At 64.9% G+C, this 19929-nt stretch carries 18 protein-coding genes; 12 read left to right on the forward strand and 6 right to left on the reverse strand.

Features of this window, described 5'->3' with window-relative positions; all coding sequences use genetic code 11:
* Positions 1 to 37: 37 nt before the first annotated feature.
* The 6 genes from P6U27_RS12065 to P6U27_RS12090 all read left to right on the forward strand — a co-directional run bounded on the left by P6U27_RS12065 (position 38) and on the right by P6U27_RS12090 (position 4702).
* Positions 38 to 694, forward strand: a complete 657-nt coding sequence (locus P6U27_RS12065) for an AAA family ATPase (protein ID WP_407194100.1) — start codon at positions 38 to 40, stop codon at positions 692 to 694.
* Positions 663 to 1328: a hypothetical protein gene (locus P6U27_RS12070; RefSeq protein ID WP_407194101.1), complete on the forward strand. Its 666-nt coding sequence runs from the start codon at positions 663 to 665 to the stop codon at positions 1326 to 1328. Before P6U27_RS12065 ends, P6U27_RS12070 begins: the two co-directional genes overlap by 32 nt.
* 181 nt (positions 1329 to 1509) lie before the next feature.
* Positions 1510 to 1665: a hypothetical protein gene (locus tag P6U27_RS12075; protein WP_007612486.1), complete on the forward strand. Its 156-nt coding sequence runs from the start codon at positions 1510 to 1512 to the stop codon at positions 1663 to 1665.
* A gap of 131 nt (positions 1666 to 1796) precedes the next feature.
* Positions 1797 to 2726: an aspartyl/asparaginyl beta-hydroxylase domain-containing protein gene (locus P6U27_RS12080; RefSeq protein ID WP_122402349.1), complete on the forward strand. Its 930-nt coding sequence runs from the start codon at positions 1797 to 1799 to the stop codon at positions 2724 to 2726.
* 10 nt (positions 2727 to 2736) lie between these two features.
* Positions 2737 to 3195, forward strand: a complete 459-nt coding sequence (locus tag P6U27_RS12085) for a YybH family protein (protein ID WP_407194102.1) — start codon at positions 2737 to 2739, stop codon at positions 3193 to 3195.
* A 166-nt stretch (positions 3196 to 3361) separates the two neighbouring features.
* A complete protein-coding gene (locus P6U27_RS12090; RefSeq protein WP_122402351.1) occupies positions 3362 to 4702 on the forward strand; it encodes an MFS transporter in 1341 nt (446 codons plus the stop codon).
* 63 nt (positions 4703 to 4765) lie between these two features.
* Here P6U27_RS12090 and P6U27_RS12095 read toward each other — a convergent pair whose 3' ends face one another.
* The 3 genes from P6U27_RS12095 to galE form a co-directional block, all read right to left on the reverse strand.
* Positions 4766 to 5467 (reverse strand): fumarylacetoacetate hydrolase family protein, encoded by a 702-nt coding sequence (locus tag P6U27_RS12095; protein WP_122402352.1) that lies wholly within the window; start codon positions 5465 to 5467, stop codon positions 4766 to 4768.
* A 37-nt stretch (positions 5468 to 5504) separates the two neighbouring features.
* Positions 5505 to 7307 carry an ABC transporter ATP-binding protein gene (locus P6U27_RS12100; RefSeq protein ID WP_407194103.1) on the reverse strand — a complete coding sequence of 601 codons (1803 nt, stop codon included), beginning with the start codon at positions 7305 to 7307 and terminating at the stop codon, positions 5505 to 5507.
* 118 nt (positions 7308 to 7425) lie between these two features.
* Positions 7426 to 8439 (reverse strand): UDP-glucose 4-epimerase GalE, encoded by a 1014-nt coding sequence (gene galE, locus P6U27_RS12105; protein WP_407194104.1) that lies wholly within the window; start codon positions 8437 to 8439, stop codon positions 7426 to 7428.
* Positions 8440 to 8565: 126 nt separating this feature from the next.
* Between galE and P6U27_RS12110 the strand changes: the two genes are divergently transcribed.
* Complete coding sequence (locus tag P6U27_RS12110; protein WP_407194105.1) at positions 8566 to 9603, forward strand: glycosyltransferase family 4 protein; 1038 nt, start codon at positions 8566 to 8568, stop codon at positions 9601 to 9603.
* 180 nt (positions 9604 to 9783) lie between these two features.
* Here the strand turns inward: P6U27_RS12110 and waaF are convergent, their stop codons facing one another.
* Positions 9784 to 10854: a lipopolysaccharide heptosyltransferase II gene (gene waaF / locus P6U27_RS12115; RefSeq protein ID WP_407194106.1), complete on the reverse strand. Its 1071-nt coding sequence runs from the start codon at positions 10852 to 10854 to the stop codon at positions 9784 to 9786.
* A gap of 173 nt (positions 10855 to 11027) precedes the next feature.
* Here waaF and rfaD point away from each other — a divergent pair, with 173 nt between their 5' ends.
* From rfaD to P6U27_RS12140, 5 genes are all read left to right on the forward strand, one after another.
* Positions 11028 to 12008, forward strand: coding sequence for an ADP-glyceromanno-heptose 6-epimerase (gene rfaD / locus P6U27_RS12120; RefSeq protein WP_407194107.1), 981 nt, complete (start codon positions 11028 to 11030; stop codon positions 12006 to 12008).
* Positions 12009 to 12021: 13 nt separating this feature from the next.
* Positions 12022 to 13506 carry a D-glycero-beta-D-manno-heptose-7-phosphate kinase gene (gene rfaE1 / locus P6U27_RS12125; protein ID WP_407194442.1) on the forward strand — a complete coding sequence of 495 codons (1485 nt, stop codon included), beginning with the start codon at positions 12022 to 12024 and terminating at the stop codon, positions 13504 to 13506.
* Positions 13503 to 14789, forward strand: a complete 1287-nt coding sequence (locus tag P6U27_RS12130; RefSeq protein ID WP_407194108.1) for an O-antigen ligase family protein — start codon at positions 13503 to 13505, stop codon at positions 14787 to 14789. The genes rfaE1 and P6U27_RS12130 overlap by 4 nt, the downstream gene beginning before the upstream one ends.
* Before the next feature lie 84 nt (positions 14790 to 14873).
* The gene (locus P6U27_RS12135; RefSeq protein WP_407194109.1) at positions 14874 to 16784 is read left to right on the forward strand and encodes an SDR family NAD(P)-dependent oxidoreductase; all 1911 of its coding nucleotides are present in this window, start codon (positions 14874 to 14876) and stop codon (positions 16782 to 16784) included.
* Between the two features lie 49 nt (positions 16785 to 16833).
* Positions 16834 to 17781, forward strand: a complete 948-nt coding sequence (locus P6U27_RS12140; protein ID WP_407194110.1) for an NAD-dependent epimerase/dehydratase family protein — start codon at positions 16834 to 16836, stop codon at positions 17779 to 17781.
* On the opposite strand, the gene P6U27_RS12145 is transcribed toward P6U27_RS12140, so the two are convergent.
* On the reverse strand, positions 17769 to 18788 hold the full coding sequence (locus tag P6U27_RS12145) for an MraY family glycosyltransferase (RefSeq protein WP_407194111.1): 1020 nt from the start codon (positions 18786 to 18788) through the stop codon (positions 17769 to 17771). The two genes, P6U27_RS12140 and P6U27_RS12145, sit on opposite strands and share 13 nt — an antisense overlap.
* Positions 18785 to 19744 (reverse strand): lysylphosphatidylglycerol synthase transmembrane domain-containing protein, encoded by a 960-nt coding sequence (locus P6U27_RS12150; protein ID WP_407119686.1) that lies wholly within the window; start codon positions 19742 to 19744, stop codon positions 18785 to 18787. The genes P6U27_RS12145 and P6U27_RS12150 overlap by 4 nt, the downstream gene beginning before the upstream one ends.
* Between the last annotated feature and the right edge of the window lie 185 nt (positions 19745 to 19929).

Consider the following 19929-nt stretch of genomic DNA (forward strand, 5'->3'; position numbering starts at 1 on the left):
CGCGTCGCTGGCATTGATGGGAGCGCGGGACGTGCACGTGCTTGCTCTGGTCACGCAAAAAGGCGGAAGCGGCAAGAGTACGCTGGCCGTTGGGCTTGCAGTGGCCGCTATGGAACGCGAAGAGCGCGTCGCTCTCATTGAGGCTGACGCGCAGGGCACCATCTCGAAATGGAAACAGCGTCGCGAGAATTGCTTTCCCCGTGTCGAGTGCGTTGCCGATCCGGCGGAGATCGAGCCGGTGCTTTCCCGGCTCCGGGCCGAAGGGATTGGGCTCGCAATCATCGACACGGCCGCCACGAATAACGCCTTGGCGCTGCGCGCCATCACCAATGCCGACTTCTGTCTCATTCCGGCGCGTCCGAGCCCGGCCGATATCGAAGCTGCCATCCCTACGCTGTTGGCCATTCGCAGGGGTAACCGCCGGTTTGCCTTCATCCTCAATCAGACGCCCACACGGGGGTGCCGGCTGAGTGAAGCTGCCACTTCGCTCAACTCGCTGGGCGTGCTTGCGCTTCCCTTCATTGGACAGCGCAACGATCACCAGGACGCGCTCGGGGTAGGCTTGGGTGTCACGGAGTTTGCGCCGGACGGCAAAGCCTCGGACGAGATCGTTGGGCTGTGGCGGTGGATTTCGGAGCACATCTTCACGGAGTCGAATCATCATGGGCAAGGCGCAGTCGAGACAGCCTGCTGATGGCGCACGCGCCAGACGTCGGTCGCTGGTGGACCTGACTGCGGCGGCGAGCCGTAGCATCGACGAGAGCCTCTTGGAGATACCGCCCGATCCGGTCGCCGTCCCACGAGGCGATGAACTCCGGAGCGAGCGGGCAGCCAAGCGGCCTGCTCGAAAGACACCTGCGCGAAAGACACCTGCGCGAAAGGTGCCTGCAGAGACGACCGTTCCGGCGGCAACCGACAACGTCGCGACTTGCGCACCTACGAAGGTGGAGTTGGCTTCGACGCAATTCCAAAATGCCAGCAGCACCTCCGCTCTCGCCGTGGAGATCGCCAAAGAGATGCAGACGCGTGCCCTCGAGACAATGAAGCTGGGCGTGCATGTGTTCGAATATACGAAGGATATTGCCAGCCCGGAAAGCGACGTCCTGGACGGAGCTGCAGCCGAGTGTCACGCTGTCGTGCTCGAATTGATGAAAGTGAATGCAGGCGCCACCCTGCAGTATACGCGCGAGTTGAGCCGCGTGAGAACGCTCTCGCAGTGGGTCGAGTTGTCGAGCTCGCATGCGCGAAAGCAGTGTGAGTTGGTGCAACAGCAGGCCGAACTGCTAAAATCATTGACACGCAATGCGAGAACGTCCGGCGCCGAATAGCGGCATCGGAATCAGGATATTGCCGTGGTTGGGGCGGGTGGTGCGTCCCGCGCGCGCGAATGTTTCTTGCGTATTCGGCCGCCCGTCTGAATCAGCCATCCCGCCCGACGGTTAACGCCGGATTAACGGATGAGTCCTAGCCTCTCCCGGCCGGGTTACTCGCAAGGCCGAGGTGAGCCCAATGGAAGCCCAGAGAATCGCGGTCGACGCCGTCGTCGCGCTGACCGACTGTGACCGCGACGCCGTCATCGCCTTCATCCGCCGTCTCTACCTCGCCGGCGTCACCGACCCCAAACGTCTGACCTTCAAGGGGCTCCAGGCGCTATCACGGGCCTGATTCGGGCGGTTTCGGCCCAAGTTCCATCCCCTTGCTCTCTCGCGCGTGATTGCAACCCACCGGTGATATCTTGCCGGTGCGGCCCGGCCGGGCTACACGACACCCCGGCTGGGTCACTTGGGATTGGGGAAATGCTGAAACAGCTTTTTGCGCCGCAACTTGTCATTCTTTATGTGCTTGCGGCGTCGACGATCTACGTTCATTTCCGCGGCAAGCAGCGGCTGCGCTTCGCGCGCCAGCTCGGCGACCATTCGACCTATCTCGCGCCGTACAACGTCCTGATGTATGCAGGCTCGGCGGTGCCCAACAAGCCGGTGATCTCGGTCGATCAGTTTCCCGAGCTGAAGCCCCTGAGTGAGAACTGGGAGACCATCCGCGACGAGGCCGTGCGCCTGTTCGACGAGGGCTTCATCCGCGCCGCCGCCAAGAACAACGACTGGGGCTTCTATTCCTTCTTCAAGAGCGGCTGGAAGCGGTTTTACCTGAAATGGTACGACGACTTCCTGCCCTCGGCGCGCACGCTGTGCCCGAAGACGGTGGAGCTGCTCAATTCGATCCCCAGCGTGCATGGCGCGATGTTCGCGATGCTGCCGCCGGGCGGCAAGCTCGGCGCGCACCGCGATCCCTTCGCGGGCTCGCTGCGCTATCACCTCGGCCTAGTCACGCCGAACTCGAACAAGTGCCGCATCCTCGTCGACGGTGTCGAATGCGTCTGGCGCGACGGCGAGGCCTTCATGTTCGACGAGACCTTCATCCACAGCGCGGAGAATGCGACCGACGTCAACCGCATCATCCTGTTCTGCGACGTCGAGCGTCCGATGAAGTTCGGCTTCATGACCGCGATCAACCGCTGGGTCAGCCATCACATCGTCAAGGCGTCTGCGACGCAGAACGTCGACGGCGAGAATGTCGGCGTGCTCAATAAGGTGTTCGGCAAGCTCTACGAGATCCATCTCGCCAGCCGCAAGGTCAAGGAGTGGAACCGCAACGTCTACTACACGCTCAAATACTCGCTGACGGCGCTGATCCTCGGGCTGATCGTGCTGTCGGCGCTGCGGTGAATGGTCCGCGATGGTGTTCTTGCCGATTGCTAACGCGGAGATCACGCAGTTCTTCCGCCAGTGGCTGGAAATCTTCGCGGGCTATGTCCGCGAGGTCGACTACGCCTCGGCGAGGCCGCTCTTCCATCCGGATGTGCTCGCCTTCGGCACGCATAACGATGTCATCCCCGGCCTCGATCAATGGGTCTCGACGCAATGGGACAACGTCTGGCCCAAGACGAGTGACTTCCGTTTCGTCCTCGATCAAACCTCTGTTCTGGCATCACCAGACGGAGCGATGGCGACCGTGATCGCGCCGTGGACGAGTACGGGCTATCACCCTGATGGCAGCGCGTTTCCGCGGCCGGGCCGGGCGACGATGGTGTTTGCAAGAAACGGCGATGGATGGCTGTGCGTGCATTCGCACATGTCGCTCAATCGCGGCGTGCCGCAGGCAAGCCACGCCAATCGGCCGGTGAAGGCCTGGTAGAGCCAGGCCATCCCGGCAGCGGGCGCGGACGGCTTTGTAGGCCAACTAAAGTTCTAGCTTCTCGTTCCAGCTCGGCGGGGAACCCTTGGAACCCAAGCTCGTTTATTCCTCAGCAAACAACCGGTGAAAACGCGCAACCGGGGGGCTGTTCGAGGGAAACGCTCCCATGGCAACACTCGACCTTGATGCCACCCGACTTACTGCATCCGAGCATCAGCGCCAGCTTCGTCGCGCGGTCATCGCGTCCACGGTAGGGACCGCGATCGAATGGTATGATTTCTTCCTCTACAGCACCGTCACGGGGCTGGTTTTCGCAAAGCTGTTCTTTCCAAAGTCCGACCCCTGGGTTGGCACGCTGGAGGCGTTCGCGATCTACGCAGTCGGCTTCGTCGCGCGACCCATTGGCGCAGCAATCTTTGGCCATTATGGCGACCGCATTGGGCGCAAATCCACGCTGATTGCGACGCTGCTCTTGATGGGACTAGCGACCGCCGCGGTGGCCATAGTCCCGACCTATGCGAGCATCGGCATCTGGGGTGCCGTGATCCTGACCGTGCTGCGATTCATTCAGGGCGTCGGCGTCGGCGGCGAGTGGGGCGGCTCCGTGCTGATGTCGATGGAATGGGCCCGCAACGACCGATCGCGAGGATTGATCGCCTCATGGCCGCAATTCGGCGTGCCCTGTGGCCTATTCCTCGCCAACCTCGCCGTGCTGGCGTTCAGCCAGATGGCGGGCGATCAGTTCCTGGCGTGGGGCTGGCGCATTCCGTTCGCGCTCAGCATCATCCTGGTCGGCGTCGGCCTCTATATCCGGCTCGGCATTCTCGAAACGCCTGTGTTCTCAAAGCTCGTGGCCGAACGACAGGTCGACCGCACCCCGATGCTGACCGTGATCCGGGAGTATCCGAAGGAGATTCTGCTCTCGGCCTTCGCGCGGATGTCGGAGCAGGCGCCGTTCTACATCTTCACCGCCTTCGTCTTCTCCTACGGCATCGGTACCCTGCACGTTTCGCGCGACTTCCTGCTGACTGCGGTGCTCTCGGCTTCGGTGCTGTCGTTCGTCTCGATCCCGTTGTGCGGACATATCTCCGATCAGATCGGCCGCAAGAACATGTATATGATCGGCGCTGCCGTGACGGGCATCTTCGGCTTCATCTATTTCGCGATGCTCAACACCGGATCGTCAGTCATCATCTTCCTCGCGATCATCCTGTCGCTGATCCCGCACGACATGCAGTACGGCCCGCAGGCCGCCTTGATTGCCGAGAGCTTTACCGGACGCTTGCGCTACAGCGGCTCCTCACTCGGCTATCAACTTGCATCCGTGATCGCCGGCGGCCCGGCGCCGCTGATCGCAACATGGCTGTTCGGCACGTTCCACTCGGCGACCCCGATCGCGATCTACATCGCGATCTGCGCTGTCATGACGCTGGCCGCGACCGCGATGATGACCGATTACACCGGGAAGGACATCAACGCGGCGGGCGCCCATCAGCGGCGAGCTTGAGGCCGCAAAAAAGCCCCGGGCGCGACGTCCGGGGCTTCGCCTTTCTGTGATCTCGAGCTCAGCCTATTCCGGCTGGCCGATCGCGACCTTCAGCGTGCCGACGCCGTCGACGCCGCATTCGAGCTTGTCGCCCACCTGGAGCTGCGACACGCCGGCCGGGGTGCCCGTCATGATGATGTCGCCGGCGGCGAGCTTCACCTGCTGCGAGAGCTGCCAGATGATCTCGGGCACGTTCCAGATCAGCTCGGTGAGATCGCCCTTCTGGGCTTCCTTGCCGTTGACCGTCAGCCAGATCTTGCCCTTGGCGGGATGGCCGATCTTGGAGGCCGGCTGAATCGCGGAGCAGGGCGCCGAATAATCGAACGACTTGCCGATCTCCCAGGGACGCTCCTTCTTGCGCGAGGCGATCTGGAGGTCGCGGCGGGTGAGGTCGATGCCGACGGCGTAGCCGTAGACGTGATCGAGTGCCTTCTCGGCCGGGATGTTGAGCCCGCCGCTCTTCATCGCGACAATCAGCTCGACCTCGTGATGCAAATCCTTGGTCAGCGGCGGATAGGGGATGGTGGCGCCGTCCGGCACCAGCATGTCGGCATGCTTGGCGAAGAAGAACGGCGGCGCGCGCTCGTCATTGCCCATCTCACGGATGTGCTCGAGATAGTTGCGGCCGACGCACCAGATGCGGCGCACCGGATAACGACCGCTCTCGCCGACGACGGGAAGCGAAGCCTGGGGCGGAAGCGGGATGACGTAGGAGGCGGCGTTCATGAAGCGGTCTCGCGGCTCTTGAGGTTGATAAGGAACTCTATGCGGTTGCGCTGATCGGCGCCAGAGCGCCGGCGTCCCGATGTTGCAGGCGGAAGAACGAGGCGTAACGGCCGGCGCGGCGGAGCAGCTCGTCATGGCGGCCCTGCTCGACGATCTCGCCGCCCTCGACCACCAGGATGTTGTCTGCGTGCATGATGGTGTGCAGGCGGTGCGCGATCACGATGGTGGTGCGGTTCCGGCAGAGATGTTCGATCGCCTCCTGCACCTGCCGCTCGGATTCGGAATCGAGCGCGGCGGTGGCTTCGTCCAAGAGGATGATCGGCGCGTTCTTGAGTAGCGCTCGCGCGACCGCAATGCGCTGGCGCTGGCCGCCGGAGAGCTGCGTGCCGTGCTCGCCGACGGGCGTGTCGTAGCCGAGCGGAAAGCCCATGATGAAATCATGCGCGCAGGCCGCCTTTGCCGCCTCGATGATCTCGTCCTCGCTGGCGCCCGGCTTGCCGAAGGCGATGTTGCTCCGGATGGTGTCGCGGAACAGGTAGACGTCCTGGCCGACATAGGCGGTCTGCGCGCGCAGCGATTTGCGCGAGACCGAGGCGATCGACTGGCCGTCGATCACGATGTCGCCCTGCGTCACCTCGTAGAACCGCAAAAGCAGCGCCAGCACGGTCGACTTGCCGCCGCCGGAGGGGCCGACCAGCGCAGTCACCTTGCCCGGCTCGGCAATGAAGCTCATGCGGTTGAGCACGGTCTCGCCCGAACGATAGGCGAAGCTGACGTCGCGCAGCTCAATCCGCGCGTCGGAGAGCTTCAGCGCCGGCTTGTCGTCGTCGGACTGCTCGCTCGCGGGGCTGTCGACGACCTCGAGCAGCATGCGCGCGCCGACCAACTGGCTATTGAGGTCGATATTGAGTCGCGCCAGCCGCTTGGCGGGCTCGGTTGCCATTAGGAAGGCGGTCATGAAGGAGAAGAACGCGCCCGGAGTGGCGTTGAGCGCGACCACGGCGTAGCCGCCATACATCAGGCAGCCGGCGACGGCGAAGCCACCGAGCATTTCCATCAGCGGGTTGGAGCGGTTGGCGACGCGGGCCATCTTGTTGGCATTGCGCTCGACGATCGCGATGTTCTCGTCGATGCGCTTCTGCATGGTCTCTTCAAGTGTGAAGGCCTTGACGGTGCGGATGCCCTGCAGCGATTCCTGCATCGTCTCCATGATGTCGGCGGTGCCGGTGAACTGGTTGAAGGCGAGGCCCTTGATGCGCTTGACCAGCTTGCGCAGCACCAGCATCGCCGGCGGCACCGCGACGAGCCCGATGAACGACATCAGCGGGTCCTGCCACACCATCACGCCGATCATGGCGAGCAGCATCAGCAGATCGCGCCCGATGGCGTTGACCAGCATATTCAGCACGTCGGTGATCGATTTTGCGCCGGCGGTCAGCCGCGCCAGGAACTCGGACGAATGCCGCTCGGAGAAGAAGCCGACGCTTTCGCGCATCAGTTTTGCGAACAGCTGGCGCTGGTTGGTGGCGAGGATCGCGTTGCTGATCTTGGTCAGGATCACCATGTGGCCGTAGGTTGCCACGCCCTTGATGAAGAGCAGGAGCACCGTGATCCCTGAGAACATCGCGATGCCCGGGATGTTCTTGTCTACATAGGCCTGGTTGATGACCTGGCCGAGCACATAGGTCGCGCATGCGGTCGCGCCGGCGGCCAGCGCCATCAGCGCGAAGGCAACGAGATAGCGCCGCCAGTAGGCGATCCCCTGTTCCATGATCAGGCGGCGAATCAAGACCGCTGCCGCGTAGGGATCGTCGGTGATTTTCTTTGGAAACTGGGCCATCCGGTGTCCATTGACCGCGCAGGACAAAGCCTGCCCGCGCGTCAGGGATCGATGGGCCTCTGTGCCCGCTCAAGCCGGGTTTTTCAAGCCCAATTAAGGGCTTGCGCTTGGGACGATTCTAGGCCGAGGCGGCGTGGCGGAGCTCGCCGTGGCGCTCGCGGTACAGCTTGTCCTCCCAGGCCAGCGCATGGGCTGCGATCGTCTCGAGGTCGTCGTATTGCGGCCGCCAGTCGAGCAGGCTGCGGATGCGGCCGGTATCGGCGACCATGGTCATGATGTCACCGGGCCGGCGTGGGGCGTATTGCACGGCGAAGCTGCGGCCCGAAACCCGGCGCACCGCGTCGATGGTCTCCAACACCGAATAGCCGCGGCCATAGCCGCAATTCAGCGTGGTCGAGGCGCCACCGTTGCGCAAATAGGCCAGCGCGGAGCGATGGGCCTGCGACAGGTCGGTGACGTGGATGAAGTCGCGGATGCAACTGCCGTCCGGGGTCGGATAGTCGGTGCCGAACACGTCGATCTTGGCGCGCTGGCCGGTGGCGGCTTCCACCGCGATCTTGAGCAGGTGCGTGGCGCCGACGGTGGCAAGGCCGATGCGCGCCTGCGGATCGGCGCCGGCGACATTGAAGTAACGCAACGTCACGTATTGCATGCCGTAGGCGGCGGCGACGTCGTGCAGCATGATCTCGGTCATCAGCTTCGACGAGCCGTAGGGCGACAGCGGCCGCGTCGGCGCGTGCTCGGGCACCGGCATCTGGTCCGGATTGCCGTAGACGGCGGCGGTCGAGGAAAAGATGAAGCGGCCAATGCCGCGCTTGACCGCCACGTTGAGCAGGTTGCGCGCGGTCGTGAAATTGTTGCGGTAGTAGCCGAGCGGATCACGCATCGAATCCGGCACGACAACCGAGCCTGCGAAATGGATGATGCTCTCGATGTCGTGCTGGGCGATCACGCCTTCGAGCAGGTTTTCATCACCGGCATCGCCGATGAACAGCGGAACGCCTTCGGGCAAGTAAGCGGAGAATCCGGTGGAGAGATCGTCGATCACGACGACGTCCTCGCCGGCTTCCGCCAGCGCCAGGACCGTATGACTTCCGATGTAGCCGGCGCCGCCGGTGACTAGCACAGTCATGATCTCACCCGTCTTCGATCAACGCGCAAGGCTAGCGCTTGCGTGGTGAAGAGGGGGTATCGGCGGACCTGAACTGGTCACTATGCTTAATGTTGCGTATAGGGACTTTCCGAAACGGAGTGTGACGTGGCGAATTTCCCCGGCGATCTGGAAGTGATCGTGCCAAATCTGCACAGGCGTTATTCCGGGGTCACCGCGACCAACCGGATGGTGGCGCCGCGCCTGGCAAGGCTGTTTCGCGCCGCATGGTTCGGCTCGGACGCGCCGGAGGGGATCGCGCGGCTGAGCGTTGCCGATTTCCTGAAGCTGTGGGGCCGCAAGCGACCCGTGATCTGGCATGCACGCCGCAACAACGAGATGATCGCCGGTGTCGTGCTGCGCGCGCTCGGCTGGCCGCTGAGGCTCGTGTTCACCTCCGCGGCGCAGCGGCATCACAGCTGGATCACGCGCTGGCTGATCCGGCGCATGGACGCGATCATCGCGACGTCAGATCTCTCGGCCTCGTTCCTGAAGGTGAAGGCGACGGTGATCCCGCACGGCGTCGACACGGACGTCTATGCGCCGCCGGCCGATCGCGCTGCTGCCTTTGCCGAAAGCGGCCTGCCGGGCCGCTACGCCATCGGCTGCTTCGGCCGCGTGCGGGCGCAGAAGGGCACCGACGTGTTCGTCGATGCGATGTGCCGCTTGCTGCCGCGCTATCCCGATTTCACCGCCGTCATCGTCGGGCAGGTCACACCCGAGCAGACGGCCTTCGCGAACGACCTGAAGAAGCGCATCGAAGCTGCGGGCCTGCAATCGCGCATCGTCATCACCGGCGAATTGCCGATCGAAGCGGTGCAGCGCTGGTATCAGCGGCTGACGATCTACGCCTTCACCTCACGCAACGAAGGCTTCGGCCTGACGCTGATCGAGGCGATGGCGGCGGGGAGCGCGCTGGTCGCCGCACGCGCCGGCGCTGCCGAGCTCGTGGTGGAGGATGGGGTGAGCGGCGTGCTGATCCCGACGGGAGATGCCGACGCACTGGTCGCCGCGCTCGAGCCACTGATGCGCGATGTGGCTGCTGCGACGGCCATGGGCGAACGCGGGCGCGCGCGGGTGCTCGAACGATTCAGCCTCAATGCCGAGGCGGCGCGGATCGGCGCGGTCTATCGGCCGCTGCTCTGAGCACAGCTCTCGGGGCTGCGAAGCAAAAACTGCGAAAACAACCCCATGCACAGTAGCCGGGGCCAGCAAAATCAAGAACTTGGCGGACAGTCAGATCGACTACGGTTTTTTCGAACAGCGCTTTGACTCGTCGGGCAAAACAGTGGCAGGATGCCATCATCGGCGCGAGCCCCGATCGTCTCAGGTCGTAACCTTCGCCCCCGCCTCACCCAGCACCCTCTGCGCAATCCCCACCACCTCGCTCGCTGCGATATCCCGCATGCAGCGGTGGTCGTTCATCTTGCAGATCGTGCTCTGGCAGGGCTGGCAGGCGAGCGCGCTCTTGTCCTGCACCACCGTTGCCGCGAGGCCGTTCAGCGGGGCCCAGAGGTAGGGGCTGGTCGGGCCGAAGATGCCCATGGTGGGCGTGCCGAGCGCGGCGGCGATGTGCATCAGGCCGGAATCGTTGGAGATCGCAACGCCCGCCGCCGCCATGGCGAGGACGCCGTTGCGCAGATCGTTGCCGGTGAGGTCCCGCACCTTGGGGCCGCCCGCGGCGACGATCTCCTGGGCAAGGCTCTTTTCGGCGGGGCCGCCGACCACCCAGACCTCGAGCCCGCGCTCGACCAGCAGGCGGGCGGCCTCGGGATAGTAGGTCCAGCGCTTTGAGACGCCGACCGAGCCTGGGGCGAGCGCCACCGCGGCGCCGGCGCTGAGGCCATTGGCCTGGCGCCAGCGGACGATCTCTTCAGCCGGGACGCGCAGTTGCGGCACCGGCCATTCCGCCGGCAAGGGGGTGCCGTCGGGCTGGGCGAGGGCGGCGTTCTTGTCGATGAAGCGGGGCAGCTTCTTCTCGCCCCAGCGCCACCGATTGATCAGCCCGAAGCGGAACTCGCCGACGAAGCCGACTCGTTCGGGGATGCCGGCCAGCGTCGGCGCGATAGCCGCCTTCCAGGTCCGGGGCAGCACCAGGGCGGTGCCGTAGTTCCGCTTTCGAAGCAGTTTTGCCAGACCGAACTGCCGGCCCACGGCCAGCCGGCTGCGCGGAAGGTCCCAGACGATCCCCTGCCGGACGCCTGGCATGTAATCGATCAGCGGCGCGCACAGGGATGTGGTCAGCAGATCGACCGGCCGGTTCGGCCACCGCTCCTTCAGGACCCGCACAACGGTGTGATTCCGGACGAAATCGCCGATCCACATGTAGGGAATGATCAGGATCGGGCGCGTATCGTCCCGATCTGCATGTCCGCTAAGTTGCGAATCTCTGTTCATTCGTTAATAGGTCCGAAGGCGAGCTGATGTGGCGGTTCGGTTAGCCGCTCCGGGGCGGGACGTAAAGCAGGCAGAGCGCGAGTGCAAAAGCGGCTGCCCAAAATGCTTACACTTTGGCGGATGATGCGCTACGGCAGGGTCGGACCTTAAGAAAAATCGGGCAGGTAGGTGGAATGTTGCTGGTGACCGGCGGGGCCGGTTTTATCGGATCGAATGTCGTGGCCGCGCTGAACGAGGCCGGTCGCAGCGACGTCGTGGTCTGCGACCTGCTCGGCACCGAGGGCAAGTGGCGCAACCTGGCCAAGCGGCAGCTTGTGGATATCGTTCCCCCGGCCGAGCTGGAGGGCTGGCTGAAGGGCCGCAAGTTGGAGGCCATGATCCATCTCGGGGCGATTTCCGCGACCACCGCGATCGACGGCGACCTCGTCATCGAGACCAACTTCCGCCTGTCGATGCGCCTTCTGGACTGGTGCACGATGAACGCGGTGCCGTTCATCTACGCGTCCTCGGCGGCGACCTATGGCGACGGCACGGCAGGCTTCGACGACGACGCCTCGCTGCCGGCGTTGAAGAAATTGCGGCCGATGAATCTCTACGGCTGGAGCAAGCACCTGTTCGATCTCTCCGTCGCCGAGCGCGTCGCGCGCGGCGATCGGCTGCCGCCGCAATGGGCCGGCCTGAAATTCTTCAACGTGTTCGGCCCGAACGAGTATCACAAGGGCTCGATGATGAGCGTGCTGGCGCGGCGCTTCGACGACGTCAGGGCGGGCCGCGTCGTGCAGCTGTTCAAGTCGCATCGCGAGGGCATCGCGGACGGCGACCAGCGCCGCGATTTCATCTATGTCGACGACGTGGTGCGCGTCGTCCTGTGGCTGCTCGCGACGCCGTCGGTGTCCGGCCTGTTCAACGTCGGCACCGGCAAGGCGCGCAGCTTCAAGGACGTCATGCTGGCTGCCTATGCGGCGCTCGGCACCAGGTCCAACATCGAATACATCGACATGCCCGAGCAGATTCGCGACAGCTACCAGTATTTCACCCAGAGCGAGGTCGATCGTCTGCTCCGCGCCGGCTATAACGGCGGCTTCACGATGCTCGAGGACGCGGTGAAGGCCTATGTCGGGGATTATCTCGACCGGCCCGATCGCTTTCGTTGAGGCCCTTCAGACCATGCCGACGCCCATTCTCGATTTCGATGCCCTCGCGCAAGCCATCTCAGGCCGCACGGTGCTGTGCATCGGCGACATCATGCTGGATGAGTTCGTCTATGGCGAGGTGTCGCGGATCTCGCCGGAAGCGCCGGCGCCCGTGATCGCCGCCCAGCGCAGCGAGATCCACGTCGGTGGCGCCGGCAACGTCGCGCGCAACGTCGCTTCGCTCGGCGCGCGCTGTATCTTCGTCGGCCTCGTCGGCGAGGACGATGCGGGCAAGCGGCTCAAGGCGGCGATCGATGATCAAGCCGGCATCGAAAGCGTGCTGGTGTGCGACCCCTCGCGGCCGACCACGCGCAAAGTCCGTTTCGTCTCCGAGCATTTTTCGACGCACATGCTGCGCGCGGATTGGGAGCAGGCGCTGCCTGCGTCCGATGACGTCGAAACGAAATTGATCGACGCCATCCTGCCGCAGATCGCGCGCGCCGATATCGTGCTGCTCTCGGATTACGCCAAGGGCGTGCTGACGGCGCGCGTGATCCGCCACACCATCGATGCCGCGCGAAAGCTCGGCAAGCGCGTGATCGTCGATCCCAAGAGCCTGAACTGGGCGATCTATCGCGGCGCTACGCTGCTCACCCCCAACCGCAGGGAATTTTCGGAAGCGACCCGCAGCCGCGCCGAGACGGTGCAGAGCATCGTCGAGGCCAGCGAGGATGTGATGCGGCTCGCCGATTGCGACGCGATCCTGGTGACGCAGGGCGAGCACGGCATGACGCTGGTGCCGCGGCAGGGCGGGGCCGTTCACGTTCCGGCTTTCCCGGTGAAGGTGCGCGACGTCTCCGGCGCAGGTGACACCGTCGCCGCTGCGCTTGCGGTGTCGCTTGCGGCCGGCGCGGACTGGGACACGGCGCTGCGCGTGGCCAATGCCGCCGCCGCCGTCGCCGTCGGCAAGCAGGGCACCGCCAGCGTGAGCGCGGCCGAGCTGCGACGAAAGATCCTGCCGCATGCCACTCTCGCGGCGGAGGAGAAGATCGTGCTCGATCCGGCCGCGCTCGATGCGCAGCTCGCCGAGTGGAGGAGGCAAGGGCAGCGCGTCGGCTTCACCAATGGCTGTTTCGACATCCTCCATCCCGGTCACGTCAAGGTGCTGACGGCGGCGCGTGCCGCCTGTGATCGGCTGATCGTGGGGCTCAACAGCGACGCTTCGGTGCGGCGGCTGAAGGGCGCCGATCGTCCGGTGCAGGACGAGCGCGCGCGTGCCGAGGTGCTCGCCGCGCTGGAAGCCGTCGATCTCGTCGTCATCTTCGCGGAAGACACGCCGATCGACCTGATCACCAGGATCAAGCCCGGCGTGCTGGTGAAGGGCGGCGACTACACCCGCGAGCAGGTTGTCGGCCACGAGCTGGTCGAAGCCGCGGGCGGAACGGTCGTGCTGGTCGACATTCTCCAGGGCTTCAGCACGACGGCGCTGGTTCATCGCGCGCGGGGAGGGGACAAGTGACGGTACTCGCCCGGGAGACCCCCGGCCATATGTTGCGGCGACGCCTGCGCAGCCCGGCGGCCTGGCGCGACACAGTCGATCTGTTTGCGATCCTGACCGCGGCCTCGCTGCCCTGGTCGACGTCGCTTGCGGGAATCTTCAACGCGCTGATGCTGCTCTGCGTGGTGCCGTTCCTCGACTTCGGCGCCTTCCTGCAATCGCTGAAGCGTCCGATCTGTGCGGCGCCGATCGCGCTGGTGCTGCTCGCGCTGGTTGGAACGCTGTGGTCGGATGCGGCCTGGGGCGCGCGCTTCTATGCGGTCAATCCGACCGTCAAGCTGCTCGTGCTGCCCGTCCTGCTCTATCATTTCGAGCGTTCGCCGCGCAGCCAGTGGGTCTTCGTAGCCTTCCTGGTGTCCTGCGCCCTGTTGTCGGTGATGTCCTGGCTGGTTGCCTTCTATCCGAACCTCGCGCTCAAGACCGACCCCATGGAGCGCGGCATTTTCGTCAAGAACTACATCGACCAGAGCCAGGAATTCGCCCTCTGCGCCGTCGCGCTCGCCTATCCGATCGTGATGCTGCTGCGCGAGAAGCGCTACTGGTTCGCCGGGCTGCTGACGGCACTGGCGCTGACCTTCTTCATCAACATGGCGTTCGTGGTGGTTTCACGCACCGCGCTCGTCACCATTCCGATCATGTTCGGCGTGTTCGCGCTGCTTCACCTCAGATGGCGCAGTATCGCGCTCATCTCCGCCGCGTTGCTCGTCGGCGCCGTTCTCTCCTGGCAGGCCTCGCCGTATTTGCGCCATACCGCCGAGAGGTTTTCCGACGACTACACGCGCTACATGGAAAAGGGCGAACCGACCTCGGCGGGCCTGCGGCTCGAATTCTGGCGCAAGTCGCTCGGCTTCTTCGCGGAGGCGCCGATCAAAGGGCACGGCACCGGCTCGACCCGCGGATTGTTCGAACGCGTCGCGACGCCCGCCGGTCAGTACCAGGCATCTGCCGAGGTGATCGGCAACCCGCATAATCAGACGCTGAACGTTGCCGTGCAATGGGGCGTGATCGGCATCGCCATTCTCTACGCGATCTGGATATTGCATCTGCGCTTGTTTCGCGGCGACGGGCTTGCCAACTGGATCGGGCTCCTGGTCGTGGTGCAGAACGTCTTCACCTCGCTGTTCAATTCCCATCTGTTCGACTTCCATGAGGGCTGGATGTACGTCATCGGGGTCGGCGTCGCCGGCGGCATGGTGATCCGAGCACAACAGGTCGAGGCGAAGATGAGGGAAGCCGGTTCCTGAGCGGTCGCGCGGCTGGCAAGTCTTGTCCAGATGAGCTATCAGCGCGGTCAGGTTGCATCTAACTGGGTTTTCATCGGTCGGCGGATGACGCGTCTTTCGCATCTCACCTCGCGCAATTTCCTGATTGCGCTCCACGACCTGCTGGCGACCACGGCAGCGCTTTTTGCCGCCTTCTATCTGCGCTTCGAGGGCGGCGAAGGGTTCTTCGAACGCTTGCCGCTGCTGTTCCAGATTCTGCCCTATTTCCTCGCCTTCAGCGTGGTCGTGTTCTTCGTCCTGAACCTGACCACGACGAAATGGCGCTTCATCTCACTGCCGGACGCGCTGAACATCATTCGCGCGGCGACCGTGCTGACGGTCGGCCTGCTCGTGCTCGACTATATCTTCGTCGCCCCCAATGTCCGTGGCGCTTTCTTCCTCGGCAAGGTGACGATCGTCCTCTATTGGTTCCTGGAGATCTCGTTCCTCAGCGCGCTGCGCATGGCGTATCGCTATTTCCGCTATACGCGGGTGCGGCGTCATGCGCGGACCGATGGCGCCGCGCCGTCGCTGCTGATCGGCCGCACCGCGGATGCGGAGGTGCTGCTGCGCGGGATCGAGAGTGGGGCGATCAAGCGGATCTGGCCGGTCGGCATATTGTCGCCCTCGCGCGCCGATCTGGGCCAGCTCATCCGCAACGTGCCGGTGCTGGGCGGCATCGATGACATCGAAGACGTCATTGCCGATTTTGCCAAGCGCAACAAGGCGATCGCCCGTATCGTGATGACACCGTCGGCGTTCGAGCCGGAAGCCCATCCGGAATCGATCCTGATGCGGGCACGCAAGCTAGGTGTGATCGTGAGCCGCATGCCCTCGCTGGAGAGCGGCGAGGTGCCGCGGCTCACCGCGGTTGCCGTCGAGGACCTCCTGTTGCGGCCGAGCGAGAAGATCGACTATGCGCGCCTGGAAGCGCTGATCAAGGGCAAGGCGGTGATCGTCACCGGGGGCGGCGGCTCGATCGGATCCGAGATCTGCGAGCGCGTCGTCGCCTTTGGCGCGGCGCGTCTGCTGATCTTGGAGAATTCCGAGCCGGCGCTCTACGCAGTCACCGAGACGCTCGCTGCGCGCGCCTCCGGCGCTACGATCGAAGGGCGGATCGCCGACATCCGCGACCGCGAGCGCATCACGCGCCTGATGGCCGAATTCAGGCCGGACATCGTGTTCCATGCCGCGGCTCTCAAGCACGTGCCGATCCTCGAGCGTGACTGGAGCGAGGGGGTCAAGACCAACATCTTCGGCTCCATCAACGTCGCCGATGCGGCGCTTGCCGCCGGCGCGGAAGCGATGGTGATGATCTCGACCGACAAGGCGATCGAGCCGGTATCGATGCTCGGTCTGACCAAGCGCTTCGCCGAGATGTATTGCCAGGCGCTCGACCACGATCTTGCGGCCAGCGGTGGCGTCAAGCCGCCGATGCGGCTCATCTCGGTCCGCTTCGGCAACGTGCTGGCCTCGAACGGCTCGGTCGTGCCGAAGTTCAAGGCCCAGATCGAGGCCGGCGGCCCCGTCACCGTTACCCATCCCGAAATGGTCCGTTACTTCATGACCATTCGCGAGGCTTGCGATCTCGTCATCACGGCGGCGACGCACGCGCTCGGACCGGCGCGGCCGGATGTCTCGGTCTACGTGCTCAACATGGGACAGCCGGTGAAGATCGTCGATCTCGCCGAGCGCATGATCCGCCTCTCCGGCCTCGAGCCCGGCTACGACATCGAGATCGTGTTCACCGGCATGCGGCCGGGCGAACGCCTGCACGAGATCCTGTTCGCGTCGGAGGAACCGACCCGCGAAATCGGCGTCGCCGGGATCATGGCCGCGCAGCCGAACGAACCGCCGATGCAGACGCTGCGCAAATGGATCGCGGCGCTGGAGCAGGCGATCGCGCGCGACGACCGCACGACCATCAGAACCATCCTGAAGGATGCCGTTCCCGAATTCGGGTCGACCGCGGCGTGATCGTGCCGATCGACGGATTGTTGCGCAAAGCTCTTCTGTCGGAGCAACAATGAGCGAGACAAAGCCGGTCGCGCTGGTGACGGGAGCGAGTGGCTTCATCGGCCGTCATGTCGTGTGCGCGCTGACACGCGAGGGCTGGTCGATTCGCCGCACCGTGCGCCGCCCGGAAGGCACGGACGGAGAGGTCGTGATCGCGTCGGTCGGCCCGGAGACCGACTGGCAGGCCGCGCTCGAAGGCGTTGACGCCGTCATCCATCTCGCCGCGCGCGTGCATCACAAGAACGACGAGGGCGCGGTCGAGCTCTACCGCAACGTCAATGTCGAGGGCACACTGCGTCTGGCGCGCTGCGCAGCCGTCGCCGGCGTGCGCCATTTCATCTTCATCAGCACCGTTCTGGTGCATGGCCGCAGCAATGACGGTCGTGCGCCGTTCCGCGAGAGCGATGTCCCGACCCCGCGCGGCCTGTACGCCACGTCCAAGACGGCGGCCGAAGCGGGCTTGAGTGCGCTGGCGCACGACAGCGACATGAGAATCTCGGTGATCAGGCCGCCGCTGATCTATGGTGCGGGCGCCAAGGGAAATTTTGCGCTGCTGATGCGTGCGGTCAGGCGGGGGCTGCCGCTGCCGTTTGGCGCGATCCGCAATCGCCGCAACTTTCTTTCCGTGCAGAACCTGTCGTCGTTCATCCTGCACCGGCTCGGCCATTCCGACCCCGCGAGCAAATTCGAGATCTTCCTGCTGGCCGACCGGGAGCAGGTCTCGACGCCTGAATTCGTCAGGTGCCTGGCGAGAGCTTCCGGCAAGAGCGCCCGGCTGTTCGGCATACCGCCAAGCCTGCTCAGCGCGGTTCTCCGCGTGACGGGGCGCCAGGATATGCATGACGGCCTGATCGGCTCGCTCGAGCTCGACATCTCGAAGGCGATCGCAACCGGCTGGCAGCCGCAGGTCACCCTCGAGGAGGGATTGCGCCTGGCGGTGCCGGATCAGCAGCGCTGAGGCCGGGAGAAGCGGCGCAGCACGAATGCGACCGCGAGCGCGCCGGCAACGACTGCGAACGTGGTGATCGCCGGCGCGGCGGCGCGGATGGTGAGGATGGCGAGCCCTACCAGGACGAGGTTGACCAGGAAGACCTCACAGATCACCTGCCGCACCGTGAAGCCGTTGTCAGTGGCGCGCTGGTAGAAATGCGTGCGGTGCGCCGACCAGAACGGCTCGCGCCGCGCGATGCGTCGAAATAGCGTGATGGTGGAATCGGCGAGGTAATAGGCCGGCAGCAGCAGCGCCGCGGCCGTCTGTCCGCGAAACGCGAGCTCCAGCAGGCACCAGCCGAGCAAGAGGCCGATCGGCAGGCTGCCGACATCGCCCAGGAAGACTTTTGCGACGGGACGGTTGAACGGCGCAAAGCCGAGCGTGGCGCCGCACAGCGCGGCGGCGATCAGCACGGCCGGCCATGAGAGATCCCCGAGCATTCCCAGCAGCAGCAGCGCGGCGGTGACCGGCACGACTTCCGCCACCGTCATCAGGTCGAGCCCGTCCATGAAGTTGACGAGGTTCACGAACCAGACACCGGCAAGGACGATGAGGCCGCGCTCCAGCGGAAGCGGCAGCGCCGGCGCGATGCGCGCGGTCTCGGGCGCGGTGAACACCACTGCGCCGACGCAGGCAGCCTGCAGCACCAGCCGCACCAGCACCGGCAGCGATACGATGTCGTCGGCGAAGCCGACCAATGCGATCACGACCGTCGCGGCGACGAGCGCCGGCGGGATCGCGACATTGGTCGTGGCCCCCCAGAGCGAGGCGACGATCAGCGTCGCGGCGATCACGGCGATGCCCGCTCCCTGCGGGGTCGGGATGCGATGCGAGGACCGCGCGTTCGGCCGGGCCAGCGCGTAGCGCTGGAGCAGCGGGCGGCTGGTCCAGGTGACGAGCGCCGAGATCAGCGCGGCGAGCGCAACGGCAAGCAGCACGAGCGCGCCGGTGGGCGCATCGGCGGCCGAGCTCACTCCGGCACTCCGATCGGGGCCGATCCTTGCGCGGCTTTCTCCGCGCTGAGGATCCAGACGAGGCCGCCGAATGCGCCGACAATGAAGAACACGGCGCCGAACAGCAGCGAGACGTTGACACCTTCATTGGCGGCAAGCCCGGCGAAGCCGAACGCAAGGCCCATCGTGGCCTCACGCACGCCCCAGCCGGCGATCGAGATCGGCATCATCGTGATCAGCATCACCGGCGGCACGAGCAGAAAGACGTCGCTGAAGCGAACCGGGGCCGCAATCGACTGCACGACACACCAGGCGATGACGACGGCGAGCACGTGGACGAGGATCGACAGGATTGCGATGATCGGCCCGCGTGTACGGCTGAAGATGACGCGATTGGCGATCACGGCACAGGCGTGAATGTGATGGGTCCCCCACCAGGTCTTCAGCCAGCGCCATTTCAGCGCGCCGAAGATCAGGAAGCCGACACCGCCGGCGAGCGCGAGGAGATCGACGAGCAGCAGCGCGGAGCGCCCGTGTGGATCGGTGATGAGGGTGTAGCTCCAGGGCAGGCTTGCGACGATCACGATCGCGAGTGCGATGAGGCCGATCGCGCGGTCGACGAAGATCGAGTAGGTCGCCGCACGCCAGCCGGCGCCGGCGCGCGCGACCAGCCACAGCCGGACCGCGTCGCCGCCAATCGCCGACGGCAGCGTCTGGTTGAAGAACGAGCCGATCACGTTGTAGCGCATGGCGCGGCCGAGCTCGAGCGGCGCGCTGCAGACGGCGCTGATCTCGCGCCAGCGCAGCGCGCCGATGAAGATCTGCAGGAACGTGACCGCGATCGCGACGCCGATCCAGAACAGGCTGGTCACGGTGAAGCGCGAAAACAGTTCGGACAGGTCGATCTTGCGCAGCGCCAGATAGAGCAGCGCCGCGGAGATCAGGATTTTGGCCGTCGACAACAGGATTCGGCGCATCTCGCCCGCATGGACAGGGTTTGCGAAGATTTGAGGCAACCCGACGCGAGGCGCCGAATTCGGCCGCTTTGGTATGGTTTTGGCGCCGATCTTGCAATAGCCGTCGTTAAGGACGCTGCGAGGAGTCCTCGTCAGGAGCGGCGAGCCTATTGCGACCCCGTCAACGTGGCGGCTAAACAGGGTCG

The organism is Bradyrhizobium sp. STM 3566 (assembly GCF_045571445.1).
In the GTDB taxonomy this organism is placed as follows: Bacteria; Pseudomonadota; Alphaproteobacteria; order Rhizobiales; family Xanthobacteraceae; genus Bradyrhizobium; species Bradyrhizobium vignae.